Source organism: Aestuariivita sp. (genome assembly GCF_021404545.1).
Lineage (GTDB): Bacteria > Pseudomonadota > Alphaproteobacteria > Rhodobacterales > Rhodobacteraceae > Aestuariivita.
In genome coordinates this window covers 1-12,496 of sequence record NZ_JAAWWD010000017.1, presented here as the reverse complement: position 1 = coordinate 12,496, position 12,496 = coordinate 1, and the positions used below count along the sequence as shown (strand labels likewise).

Below are 12,496 nucleotides of genomic sequence, written 5' to 3'. Positions count from 1 at the left end.
CACTTTTCGGTGCATGTCTTCGGTGCCTTACTGGGCATCAAGGAGACGAAAATGCCTATTTCGAATGCACAGTCTGACGCCGTGTCCCAGGTTGATGCCCGGATGCCGAAGTTGTCAGACTGGTGCGCAACACTCTTTGAATATGGCGAGACCGCGTGGCGGGAATATCAGTCCGCTGCCTGGTATGTTGAACGCCTCCGCGCCGAGGGGTTCACGGTCGAGGAGGGGTCAGGCGGCATGCCAACGGCCTTCTGCGCCGAATGGTCAAACGGCGACGGCCCCGTCATTGGGATGTATGCCGAATACGACGCGGTGCCGGGAAATTGTCAGGCGGCCAGCACGCGGCGCGAACCTCGTGAGGGGCTGGGATATCAGGCAGGCGGTCACACCGACCCGCATTCGGGCCTGGGCATCAGCGCGCTGGGGGGGCTTCTGGCCACCAAAGCCGCGATGGAGAAACACGGCATCAAAGGCGGGCTGCGGTTCACCGGGGAACCGGCGGAAAAGGTCCGCGGATCCAAGCCCATTCATGCCGCGAAAGGGTATTATGACGGTCTGGCGGCGATGCTGTCCTTCCATCCGTTCTACATGCTGCCGATGTGTAACACCGTGCGTTGGGAGACCCACTGCGGCGCCGCGTATTCGATGATTTACCGTTTCATTTGCGATGCCCCGGAGGCCTGGGGCCGTGCCGATGGTGCACCGATCCCGCAATCCCATTCCGCCGTCCGCGCCCCTGGGGCGAATGATGCGTTGATGACGATGTATCAGTCTTCCAAGGTGTTGCGCGAGGCGATGCTGCCGCATCAGGGCGGCTGGTCCGTGTCCGAGGCGATCCTGACCGCGGGCCAGGCCACGGCAGACAATCTGCCCGCCGGGCTGGCCGAGATTCAGTATATGATGCGGGTGCCCACGGTCGAGATGGCCGAACAGATCACCGCCGTTCTGGACCGGAACGCCGCCGCCGCCGCCGCGATGACCGGCTGCCGGGTTGAGCGTCACTGGGTCTGCAAATCCCGCCCGGGGCTGGCCAATCACGCGATGGCGGATGTGGTCTGGGACGCGTTGCAAGAGGTTGGCGCGCCAATCTGGGACGAACCGGCAAAAGCGGCGGCGCGCGCGATCCAGGGCAATCTCGGGCTGGATCCGATGGACGACCCCTTTATCGATGAGCTGTCGCAGTTGATTGCCCCGCAAGAGGCCGAAGCCATCCTGCGGCAGGATTTGCCGCCCTCGCAGCTGAATTCCACCTCTGACGATTACACCGACATGTCGTGGCATGCGCCCACGGCGCGGTTCTACATCGCCCGCCCGGCGCTCAAGCCGGTGACCGGCGCCGCGTATCCGCCCTGGGTGATGAATGCGCTCGGCGGCATGCCCGTGACGATTGACCCGATGATCCGCACAGCTTCCAAAGTGCTTGCGCTCTCGGCGCTGCGACTTCTGGAAGACGCTTCCGCGCGGGACGCCGCAATGGCGGAGTTCCGCGATCGAACAGGGGGCGGCATCGGCGGCGCCGACTGGGTTGCGCCGCTATGCGATTACGACCCGCCGATCCATTTCCGCTGGCCCGAATATGTCACCACCGCGCGCGGTCGCGATTGGTGGATCCCGTCATCGCAGCCAGACGCCTGACACATCTGCTTTCAACCTTTGAGGACATGACCAAATGGCACTTGATGCAAAACCTGACGCTTTCAGCCTGCAACGCCGCGTGGCAGGGGGCGGGACCTCGGCGCTGACCACGTGGGGGTTTCGCAATGAAACAGACCCGCTGACCGACGTTCTTCTGGGCTCGCCCGCGCATCTGTTCCACCGCGCGACCTCCAGCCTGTCGCGCAAACACCTGCGCGAGGCGCCGTGCAACATTCAGGTAGCACAAGCCCAACACGCCGAGCTGGTCGATGCCTACAAGCATTTCAACGTCAATGTGCACATGCTCGACCCCGAGCCCGAACTGACCATGCAGGTCTATTCCCGGGACAGCTCCTGCATGACCCCTTATGGCGCCTTCATCACCGCGATGTCGCAATGGTGGCGCCGGGGCGAGAATTACGCCGCCATCCGCGCCTATGAAAAGCTGGGCATCCCGATCTATGACATGGTCACGGCTGGCACGTTCGAGGGCGGCGATTTCAACGTCATCGAAGAAGGCTGTGTGCTGATCGGCTGCGGCGAGGCGCGCACGAACGAGGCGGGCGCCAAGCAGGTGGCGGGCTGGTTCGAGGATGAGGGCTGGGAAGTCCGTATCGCCTTTATCGACGAGTATTACGTGCATATCGACCTGATGGTTGTGCCCATCGCGGACAAGCTGACAGCGGTCTGTGTCGCCTGTACCGAACCTGCGATTGTCGAGTGGCTGAAAGCCAAAGGGCATGAAATCATCGATGTCCCGTTCCAGGACACGATGGCTCTGGGCTGCAATATGATGTCGCTTGGCAATGACAAGATCATCGCGCCAGCCTCCTCCAAGGCGCTTATCGAACAGTTGCGGGCACGGGGCTTTGAGGTGGCGGATGTCGACACCGCCGAAATCTCCAAGACCGGTGGTGGCATCCATTGCATGGCGCAAGCCCTCAAGCGCGAGGCCTGATGCCGTGACCACCGACTTGCGGCCCACCAACACCCTGACCATTGACCCGGAGCGCCTTTGGCACACGCTGGAGGTGTCGGCCGGCATCGGCCCGGGCAAGGCGGGCGGGTTGAGCCGCCTGACGCTGAGCGACGACGACAAGGCCATGCGAGATCAGTTCGTCACCTGGTGTCAGGATGCGGGCTGCACGGTGACAGTCGATCCGGTGGGCAATATCTTTGCCCGCCGGGAGGGGCGCGATCCTGAGCTCACCCCGGTTGTAATGGGCAGCCATCTGGATACCCAGATTGCCGGGGGCCGCTATGATGGCATCCTGGGCGTGCTGTCCGGGCTTGAAGTGATCCGCACGCTCAACGACCGGGACATCCGCACCCGCCGCCCGATCGAAGTGGTCTGCTGGACCAATGAGGAGGGGGTGCGGTTTCAACCCCCGATGATGGGCGCGGGCGTCTTTGCGGGGGTCCATGATCTGAACTGGGTCCTGTCGCAGACCGATGATGCGGGTCTGACCTTTGGCGATGAGGTGGCGCGCATCGGATATGCCGGTTCTGTCCAGCGGGACGCGGCAGATATTGACGCTTATTTCGAGCTGCATATCGAACAGGGCCCGATCCTTGACGCGCAGAAGGTGCCGGTGGGCATTGTCACCGGGGGCTTCACATCCTTTGGTGCGGAACTAGAAATTGCCGGGGAAAATGCCCATTCCGGCCCAACCCCGATGGCGGCCCGCAAGGATGCGCTGGTGGGGGCCGCGCTGATCGTGGCGCGCCTTCATGAGATCGGCTGGGGCTATGCCCCGGAAGGCCGCGCGACCTGCGCCCGGCTTGACGTGTCGCCGAACAGATACGGCATCATCGCCGATCAGGCGACGGTGGTGATCGATGTCCGGCACCCGGACCCGGACCTTGCCGATGAGATGTTTCAAAAGGCCCTGCACGCGCTTCCCGACGTGGCAGAGCGCTCCGGTACCGACGTCTCCAAGGTCAAGGACTGGTCCTTTGGTGACGTCGCTTTCGATGCCGGGCTGATCGATCTGATTCAGTCCACCGCCCGCGACCTTGATGTCGCGCATATCCCGATCCTGAGCGCCGCCGGGCACGATGCCTATCACCTGTCCCGAATCGCGCCGACCGCGATGATCTTCACGCCTTGCGTGGACGGGATCACCCATAACGAGAACGAAGACATTGAACTGGCCAGTACCGTGCCGGGCGTAAACGTCCTGCTTCATGCGGTTCTGCGTCGGGCCAATGCGTAGCGCCCATCGGAGGTTTGCCATCATGACCAGCAATCAAACACTACAGGCCCGTAAAACCGACGCCATTGCACGTGGCGTGGGGATGATGACGCAAGTCTATGCGGATCGCGCGGAAAACGCCGAGATCTGGGATGTCGACGGAAACCGGTTCATCGACTTTGCCGCAGGCATTGCGGTGGTCAATACCGGCCACCGGCACCCCCGCATTGTAGATGCGGTGAAGGCCCAACTGGATCGCTTCACCCATACCTGCCATCAGGTCGTGCCCTATGAAAGCTATGTGCGTCTGGCCGAGCGGCTGAATGCTCGCGTGCCAGGCGATTTTGAGAAGAAAACCGTGTTTGTGACAACCGGTGCCGAAGCGGTTGAAAACGCCGTCAAGATTGCCCGGGCGGCCACGGGGCGGCCTGCGATTGTCGCGTTTTCAGGCGGATTCCATGGCCGGACCTTCATGGGCATGTCGCTGACCGGCAAAGTGTTTCCCTATAAGGCCGGGTTCGGGGCCATGCCGTCTGACGTGTTCCACGTTCCGTTCCCGATTGATCTGCATGGCGTCTCCGAGGCGGCCTCGCTTGCCGCGCTTGAGACCCTGTTCAAGGCCGATGTGGATCCGGCACGCGTTGCGGCGATCATCATCGAGCCGGTCCAGGGGGAAGGCGGGTTTTATGTGGCCTCTCCCCGGTTCCTGGCCGAGCTGCGGCGGATTTGCGATGCGCATGGCATCCTGCTGATTGCGGACGAGGTGCAGACCGGATTTGCCCGCACCGGCAAGATGTTCGCGATGGAGCATTGCGCGGTGTCCGCTGACCTGACCACCATGGCCAAAGGGCTCGCCGGTGGGTTTCCCCTGGCCGCCGTGACCGGACGGGCCGAGATCATGGACGCCGCAAACCCGGGCGGGCTTGGCGGCACCTATGGCGGCAGCCCGATTGGCGTTGCCGCTGCACATGCGGTGATTGACGTGATCGAAGAGGAAGAGCTTTGCGCCCGCGCCGACCACCTGGGCGCGCGCCTCAAGCAACGTCTGGACGGGTTAAGAGACGCCGTCCCCGAGATCGCGGATATTCGCGGCCCCGGGTTCATGAATGCCGTCGAGTTCAAACAGCGTCACTCCGGCGCGCCGAACCCGGATTTCACCAATGCCGTTCGGCTGAAGGCTCAGGAACAGGGCCTGCTGCTGTTGTCCTGCGGCATCCATGGCAACGTGATCCGCTGTCTTGCGCCGATCACCATTCCCGATGCTGTATTCGGAGAGGCGCTGGATATTCTGGAGGCCACGCTGTGCGAGGTCAGCACCGAGTTGGCAGGTGCGGCATGACTTGCGCAGGATCCGTCCCGGTCGCCTTGTCCGACCCGTCACTGCTGGCACCCGCCGGGTTTATCGCTGGCGAATGGCAATCCTGCGCCGCCGATGGCGCCTCGTTTGACGTGATCAATCCGGCCCGTGGGGATGTTGTGGCAACCCTGCCGGATATGGGCGTGGTTGAAACGCGACAGGCCATCGACGCCGCCTTTGTCGCGCAAAAGGACTGGGCCGCGCGCACCGGCAAGGACCGCGCCGCAATCCTGCGCACCTGGTTTGACCTGATGGTCGCCAATTCGGACGATCTGGCCGCGATCCTGACTGCGGAAATGGGCAAACCTCTGGCCGAAGCCAAAGGCGAGATCCTCTATGGAGCCAGCTTCATCGAGTGGTTTGCCGAAGAGGCAAAGCGCATCTATGGCGACATCATCCCCGGCCACCAGCCCGACAAACGCATCATGGTGCTGAAACAGCCCGTCGGGGTTGTGGCGTCGATTACGCCCTGGAATTTCCCCAACGCTATGATCGCGCGCAAGGTCGGGCCTGCGCTGGCTGTCGGCTGCGCCTTTGTGGCCAAACCGGCGGCGGAAACGCCGCTTTCGGCGCTGGCCATGGCGGTTTTGGCCGAGCGGGCCGGTCTGCCCAAAGGGCTGCTGAGCGTGATCCCGTCCCAGGCCAGCTCAGCCCTGGGCCAGGAATTCTGTGCCAATGACAAAGTGCGCAAACTGACCTTTACAGGCTCAACCGAAGTGGGCCGTATCCTCATGCGCCAATCCGCAGATCAGGTGATGAAAACCTCGATGGAATTGGGCGGCAATGCGCCCTTCATCGTGTTTGATGATGCCGATCTGGACGCCGCCGTCGAAGGCGCGATGATCTCGAAATATCGCAACAATGGTCAGACCTGCGTCTGTGCCAATCGCATCTATGTGCAGGCTGGCGTCTACGACGCCTTCGCCAAGAAACTCTCGGCGGCGGTTGCAAATCTGCAGGTCGGCGACGGGTTTTCGGACGGCGTCGGGGCGGGGCCCCTGATCAGCGACGCGGCCTTGGCCAAGGTTGAATACCACGTGTCCGATGCGGTGGCGAAAGGCGCCGGTGTGGCCATCGGCGGCGGGCGGCACGATCTGGGCGGCACCTTCTTTGAACCAACGGTTCTGACCAATGTGACCCGGGATATGGCGGTCGCGACCCAAGAAACCTTTGGCCCGGTTGCGCCGCTGTTCAGGTTCGACACCGTCGAAGATGTGATCGAGCAGGCCAATGACACGATCTTTGGGCTCGCCTCATATTTCTACGCCAATGATCTGACAAAGGTCTGGCGCGTTGCCGAGGCTTTGGAATACGGCATGGTTGGGGTGAACACCGGCCTGATTTCCACGGAAGTGGCGCCGTTTGGCGGGATCAAGCAATCGGGTCAGGGGCGCGAAGGATCTCAATACGGTGTCGATGACTATCTGGAAATGAAGTACGTCTGTATCGGCGCGGTGTAAATCCTGCGCTTGATCGTCACGGATTGAGCTCTTGCCATGTCTTTCTGGCATCTGCGCCGCGCGCTGCGTTCGGTCCCTGGAATCCATACGCGGGTGATCTTTTCAATCACCAGATCGTTCACGCGATCCTTGTTCACATAGCGCAGCGCTTGAAAAACAGCGCCTGTCTTTTGGCCGACACCAACCAATGTCGTCGGAGACGCGCTCCGGAACTGGATCACCTGCCGCCCGATCTTCTTTGTACCGGTGGGCCCGTCGGTTGCCCTTGCCCTCCAAAACCGGGCCCCTAGGTCGATCTGTCTCGGACGTCAGCGCCTGCCGGACAGATTTGGAAGTCTTAGCAACTGAGGATTTCTGGTTCATCGAAGCCAGTATGGAGCGAAGATGAACAAGGGTCCGGAGCTTCGAAGGACGCCGCTGATAAGCTGGTCAGGGGCACCAAGCGTAGGACACGCAAACATTACTCGGGCGAGGAGAAAATCGGATCATCCCGGCCGGTCTACGCGGTGAGGAGAGCATTGCCGCGCTTTGCCGTCGAGAGGGCATAGTCGAGAGCTTGTATTGCTCCTGGTCAAAAGAATTCATCAAAGCAGGGAAGAGCCGACTGGCGGGGGACACAGCCCGGCAGGCAACGACACCCGAGGCTAAGGAACTACGATCCGAGATGTCGCTTAGCACTAGAATGCAAGAATGCGGTGATTTTGAAAGCTTTGGCACTTTGAGATTGAGAATCTGTGATCCCTGATTTCATAGTAGCTGCATTTGTCGGGGCGGCCCCCACTGGAGGATTGGAGAGATCATATGGTCGGTCGCCATGGCAAATCGGTTCTTGTTGTTTCCCATCATGTGCCCTTGCAGCATGCTTCTGCATTGCGGGTCCTGCGCTGTCGATGATCGCCGCGCCTGCCAGCGGCGTGGGATGGATGTGCAGGGGTAGGATGGGGTGCTTCAGCGAGAATGGAAATGCGGTCTCATTGGCGAGTATGGCATCGAAATCGGGAACGATCGCGCCGAGGAGACGGTAGGGCCAGAGATCGCCGTCGCGCGAAGCGGCAAGGGATGCGGCGCATGTGCAGGTGCCGCGCGATCTCCAGAGGCGGGAGCCATGTTTCCGCGCCGGATCAGCCGGACCGATCTGTGCACGGTATACTTTGACAGCGAAGTGACGGAGGTCGAACAGACCGGGTAAGGCGCATGTGTCTCCTTGCGCGGACAGGATGGCGACGCAGATCAGATCATCGCCCAGTATGTCGTGGCGGCCGACGGGGGGCGCAGCCCAATCCGCGAAAGCCCGGGTATAGAGATGACCGGATCAACCGATGCTCAGGACCGGATTGTCATTGATACATCGAATGATCCGAACCGCGCCCAACACACGAGATTCATCTGCTCTGAAAAGCGCCTCCATGTCTCAGTTCCGGCACCGGATGGCGGGCGGAGGTGCGAGTTCATGTTGCTGCCGGGTGAAACGCATGAAGAGATGTTGGACTTCGATGTCGTGCAACGGCTGCTGCGGCCTTACCGGGAGATCACGCAAGACGATATCATACGCACGACGATCTATACCTTTCACGCCCGGATCGCTGATCAGTTCCGGATCGGCGTATCCTCTTGGCAGGTGACGTCGCACATCTGACACCGCCCTTTGCCGGCCAAGGCATGAACGCTGGTTTGTGTGATGCCAGTAATCTGGCGTGGAACCTGACCGCACTCCTGAATGGCGGAGCGTCGGATGATATTCTCGACAGCTATTTCGACGAGCGTCGCGGCCCCGCCTGGGCAATGATTCAGCTTGCTGTCGTGATGGGTGAGATCACTATGCCGCTTGCATCGGAACAACGTGCATTTCGGAACCATCTGATGACGTCATTGGTGCCGTTTCCCGGCGTGCAGGATTATCTGCTGAAGACAAAGTTCAAGCCCCGCCCACGGTGTGACAAGGGTCTGTTCGCTGACCTGCACTCCCAGCTCTTTGAAGGATCTCTGGTTGGCGAGTTGATTGCACAATCAGACGTAAAGACCGGCGGGATTATTGATAAACTGGACACGCTATTGGGCAAGCCACTGCGCACCCACCGCGGCCAGGTCTTGCTGGTTCGCCCGGACCGTTACTGCGTGGCAGCATTCTCGTCCGCGGCGTTGGCCGAACGGATACAGGCTTTCGCAGCGGTACTGGGTGTTGGGCAGCCCCGGAGTTCGGACGTGACGGTCAACTCACTCTAATGTCTCGGAAGCATGGACCATGATCGGGCTTTGCCGGGTTGTCCGGGTCACCGTCGATCTGCTCCCGGTTCGACAGCGATCTCACCCTCATGCTGCAGGCCTCGGTTGAGGCAAGCAGCCTTGATCTTGAGCGGAGTGTGACGGATGTTGCGTTGTAGTCTTTCGCGCCGTTCTCGACGTAGACGACCGGGCGGAACGGGTCGCCTGCCTGCTCTCGGACATCGTCCTGGCGAGGTCGCTGAATTGGAAAACCGTGCTGCCGGTGACTGCGCAGCGGCTTAAAAAGACGGCGCTGCGAAACCTGACCACAGAACAGCAGGGGGCAGAGTTGGCAGTCCAAGTACGGATGCTCGAGTCCTTCGACGCTGTGATCCGGCTGGCGCAGGACCTTGCCCGTCGCGCGGAAGCGCTTCGCGCCGTGGCGCCGAAGCTGCGGGCCAAAGGGTCGGACGCTGCGTTCGAGCTGTTCCTGACCGAGGATGCAGTGTCACCGGCTTCGATGTTGTCGCCGCGCATTCGCGGCACCTCGGTCGCCATGACCGATCGCGCCGCACGGAGGTTCTGCGACCGGTTGGTTGACCTAGGGGTCGCGCGCGAGCTGACCGGGCGGCCAACCTTCCGGCTATACGGGATCGCATCATGACGACCGCGACCAGGAAACGGAAGTCGGCGGGTATGGCACCAGCGTTATCACGAGAGCCGCAACAACGTCACACCTGCCGACGTCTACTTCGGCCGGGACAAAGCCATTCTACGACAACGCAAAAGGATCAAACGAAAGACACTCGAGGCGCGACGCTTGCATCACCGCCAGCACGCCGCATAATCAAACCAACAAGATGAGCCAAACGCTCTCTTACTTCAGGCCACTATTGGTCCCAAAAACCCTGACGACGGACACCTTCACCATGAGGAATAAGCGGATAGTCAATAGTGTCTGCAGACGCTTTGAGCGCGGTCCGATTGACCGCATCGGTTGGCACCACATGGTTGAGAACCTCTGGCACCGATAGAATACGAAGCCAGTTTGAGGTCAGCGTGTCAGGTTTGTTGAGAAGGTTAATGGATCGCCTGCGATGATAGGCCGCCCATTCCGGCTGAATAACCGGCTCGCGCAATCGCGGTACGTTTTGCCTCTCCAGCGACTTCAGGAGCTGCTGCAACCCAACAGCCCATCCCTTTTCAAAATTGATGTACTGCAGATCGACGATCCCGAAAACGGGTTGGTAGTCTCGCAGACGCAATGGGAAGATAAAGTTCGGATCTGGCAGTCGGTTCATGAGATCCGTTGCGATGCCAATCTCCTGAAGAACACCCTTTCGTTTCAAAGTTTCATTACTGCAGCACAGCAACATCTTCACAGCTTCGTCCTGGAGAGTCGTTGTCAGCTTAGTTCGCCAGGGGTCGCCGGTATCCAGTTCCAAAATATCTGCGAATACCTCATAGCCTGCCGCCTCAAGGCGCGGAGCGATCCAGAGCGCGAACTAGTCGTCTCCGGGCGTCGCTTTCGAGATGAACAGCTTCGTTCTTTTTGGCGTTGCGCCGATGTTCATACCGCTGGTGCTCTCACATATTTGTCTATCATTGTGCTGCCCTCGTCTCGGCTAAAAAGGCTGCAAACGGACGAATGTCTCCCTTCACACTCGCTGTCTCTAACGCGGTCATGTATGCGCCGCGCTGTTCGAGCTTGATGACCGTCCACGGTTGGCCTGCTGCAGCCATCATGACGTTCATCAAGAAGCGCGCTATGCGACCATTCCCGTCCAGGAACGGATGGACAAATACGAAGATGAAGTGTCCAAGGACGATCCGAACAGTCGGGTTATCTTCCGCTTTGAGCAGCTCGAAGAAAACCGGCATGCAGTCTCGAACTGCCTCAGGGCTCATTGGTACATGCTGGGATTGCCGAATGTAGACAGGTGACGATCGGTAACCCGCCAACTGAGAGGCTTTAAGGATGCCAGCGGTGACTGAGGGTGCGAATAGATTGCGATACCAATCGCTCAGATCGCGCTCGACAACCTCGCCCGAGTCAGCACCTTCTAGAACTGCCCTAATGCTCTCCTTCACTCTCTGAAAAGCTTCCCAATATCCACGCGCTGCAAGGGCGTCTTTCAGCGCTCGGTCTCCCTCATCTTTTTCCGGGTTCCAAGTCCCCGAGCGCACTTTCTCAATCAGTTCCGGCGAGACGCGATATCCCTCGATGGAGAGCGAATGATACGCATCGGTAGCATATATTTCGTCGATCTGTTTGAGATAGGCTTCTATGTCGTTGGCAATAGGTTGGGCCTTTGGAAAGATCTCAATAACATCGCCGCGCATGCTCTCCCATGTCAAGCGGATACGATGCACATGGGGTGAGGTGATCCGCCCTGCGTTTGGCACAAGAATTGATTGCTCAAAGGGGTTGACCTCGCGCACATCATGCGAGGCAGCTGTCATCGCGGCAAGAATCTCGTCTGCGACCTTGTCGGATCCGATGCTTCTAAAAGCACCCGTAAGCCTGCCTGCCGCACGCGTGTGCCCGCCGTCCAACAGCTTGCCAAGAAGCCGTGAGGCATCCGGCATCATAGCAAGCACTGTTCGTGCCTCTGTCGGATGGTTTTGGAAGAAGACTTCAGGAACGAGAATTAGGGCATCCTCGACGGAAAAAAGGCGTAAGCTATCGACGATTTCGAGCGTCTCATCCGAGGCAATCGTCGCGCGCGTTTCGAAGAGCGACGTGTTGTGAGGCAGATCGGTCTTGGAGTTTCCGCCCTTGACCGCTCTTACCAAAAGCTGTGCTGGAACCGATGTATCTCCTGCGTGCATGATGAGGGACTGTTCAGGAGACAGAGACCAGTCATCACCAAACCGATCCGACAGATATTGTGCGCAGAACCCCCAGTACGATGTGTACCATGCAGTGCTTTCGCCGACGATTTCATCGGGACGTGATGGGATGTACCAGCCCTTCATGACTTCCTTCAGGAATCCCGCCTTCAGAAGCCTTTCACGGTGGGTGCGTGAGATGTCTTTGGAGCGAATGGCAATCGCACCATCAGACTGTAGGGTCTTGAGCTCCTCCAAAGAGCTTGCAAGCTTCTCTGCGGCACTCGGCATAATGCTCGGCTCCGTTCAGCATTTAGGTTATAGTGCTGTACATGAGTTAGGTATACATGTCGAGCAACGTTTAGGTTTTTGTGATGTGCAAACCTTAGGTTTTGGCGATCTCTGGTTCAGGCGCAACGATAAGTGTTGAATTCGCTTCCGCTCCAATGTCCAAGGCGCAAAGAGGGGTCACAGAGGCTTTGTTGCACAAATCGGGGCATGCCTGCACTTCCCCTTTCCCCGGACGGATTTAGCCTACGACCTCAGTAATGGGTATGCCAAGAACTGTGTACTTGTTGAGAACGGCAACACGGATTTGGATTTCCGCGACCTGCCGGTCGAAGTCCCGCGCCATGAGGCTCTGGCCCGGCAACGCCACACAATGCATCTTGGTTTCGACACGGCTTCGTCGGTGATACCCGCTCCACCGTCGCCAGATGGCCCGGCCGAGATATCGGGTGGCGTTGCCGGCCCCCTTCCGGGCCAGGGACCCGCGCGTGCGGGGTTTCCAAGGCTGGGGGTTTGGGGGGGGGGGG

General features: G+C 59.9%; 8 protein-coding genes and 5 pseudogenes. 9 read left to right on the top strand and 4 right to left on the bottom strand.

The genetic code is table 11. From position 1 onward, the window contains the following. Positions 1-51: 51 nt before the first annotated feature. Genes HEP69_RS07945 through HEP69_RS07925 form a run of 5 tightly spaced genes read left to right on the top strand, consistent with a single transcriptional unit; the run spans position 52 to position 6,647 of the window. Positions 52-1,635, top strand: coding sequence for an amidohydrolase (locus tag HEP69_RS07945; RefSeq protein ID WP_290558018.1), 1,584 nt, complete (start codon positions 52-54; stop codon positions 1,633-1,635). Positions 1,636-1,669: 34 nt separating this feature from the next. Continuing rightward, positions 1,670-2,593 (top strand): dimethylarginine dimethylaminohydrolase family protein, encoded by a 924-nt coding sequence (locus HEP69_RS07940; RefSeq protein WP_290558017.1) that lies wholly within the window; start codon positions 1,670-1,672, stop codon positions 2,591-2,593. Positions 2,594-2,597: 4 nt separating this feature from the next. Next, positions 2,598-3,851: a Zn-dependent hydrolase gene (locus tag HEP69_RS07935; RefSeq protein WP_290558016.1), complete on the top strand. Its 1,254-nt coding sequence runs from the start codon at positions 2,598-2,600 to the stop codon at positions 3,849-3,851. Between the two features lie 22 nt (positions 3,852-3,873). Beyond that, entirely contained in the window at positions 3,874-5,169 is a 1,296-nt protein-coding gene (locus tag HEP69_RS07930) for a 4-aminobutyrate--2-oxoglutarate transaminase (protein ID WP_290558015.1), read from the top strand. Between the two features lie 26 nt (positions 5,170-5,195). Beyond that, entirely contained in the window at positions 5,196-6,647 is a 1,452-nt protein-coding gene (locus tag HEP69_RS07925; RefSeq protein WP_290558014.1) for an NAD-dependent succinate-semialdehyde dehydrogenase, read from the top strand. On the opposite strand, the gene HEP69_RS23720 is transcribed toward HEP69_RS07925, so the two are convergent. After that, positions 6,608-6,943, bottom strand: coding sequence for a DUF6088 family protein (locus HEP69_RS23720; RefSeq protein ID WP_366111310.1), 336 nt, complete (start codon positions 6,941-6,943; stop codon positions 6,608-6,610). The two genes, HEP69_RS07925 and HEP69_RS23720, sit on opposite strands and share 40 nt — an antisense overlap. Positions 6,944-7,072: 129 nt before the next feature. Here HEP69_RS23720 and HEP69_RS07920 point away from each other — a divergent pair. The 4 pseudogenes from HEP69_RS07920 to HEP69_RS07905 all read left to right on the top strand — a co-directional run. Beyond that, positions 7,073-7,311 (top strand): annotated as a pseudogene (locus HEP69_RS07920) (transposase); the annotation flags it as partial. Positions 7,312-7,899: 588 nt separating this feature from the next. After that, positions 7,900-8,870: pseudogene (locus HEP69_RS07915) on the top strand (FAD-dependent monooxygenase). Positions 8,871-9,030: 160 nt separating this feature from the next. Continuing rightward, positions 9,031-9,513 (top strand): annotated as a pseudogene (locus tag HEP69_RS07910) (DUF1403 family protein); the annotation flags it as partial. A 36-nt stretch (positions 9,514-9,549) separates the two neighbouring features. Next, positions 9,550-9,696 (top strand): annotated as a pseudogene (locus tag HEP69_RS07905) (IS3 family transposase); the annotation flags it as partial. 43 nt (positions 9,697-9,739) lie between these two features. Here HEP69_RS07905 and HEP69_RS07900 read toward each other — a convergent pair. The 3 genes and pseudogenes from HEP69_RS07900 to HEP69_RS07890 form a co-directional block, all read right to left on the bottom strand. Continuing rightward, a complete protein-coding gene (locus tag HEP69_RS07900; RefSeq protein ID WP_290558040.1) occupies positions 9,740-10,342 on the bottom strand; it encodes a toll/interleukin-1 receptor domain-containing protein in 603 nt (200 codons plus the stop codon). Positions 10,343-10,451: 109 nt separating this feature from the next. Continuing rightward, positions 10,452-11,972 (bottom strand): Fic family protein, encoded by a 1,521-nt coding sequence (locus HEP69_RS07895; RefSeq protein ID WP_290558013.1) that lies wholly within the window; start codon positions 11,970-11,972, stop codon positions 10,452-10,454. Positions 11,973-12,210: 238 nt separating this feature from the next. Next, a pseudogene (locus HEP69_RS07890) lies at positions 12,211-12,496 on the bottom strand (IS5/IS1182 family transposase); the annotation flags it as partial.

Coding starts and splice junctions, on each gene's coding strand:
- HEP69_RS07945 (WP_290558018.1), top strand. CDS start 52: ATGCCTATTTCGAATGCACAGTCTGACGCCGTGTCCCAGGTTGATGCC.
- HEP69_RS07940 (WP_290558017.1), top strand. CDS start 1,670: ATGGCACTTGATGCAAAACCTGACGCTTTCAGCCTGCAACGCCGCGTG.
- HEP69_RS07930 (WP_290558015.1), top strand. CDS start 3,874: ATGACCAGCAATCAAACACTACAGGCCCGTAAAACCGACGCCATTGCA.
- HEP69_RS07895 (WP_290558013.1), bottom strand. CDS start 11,972: ATGCCGAGTGCCGCAGAGAAGCTTGCAAGCTCTTTGGAGGAGCTCAAG.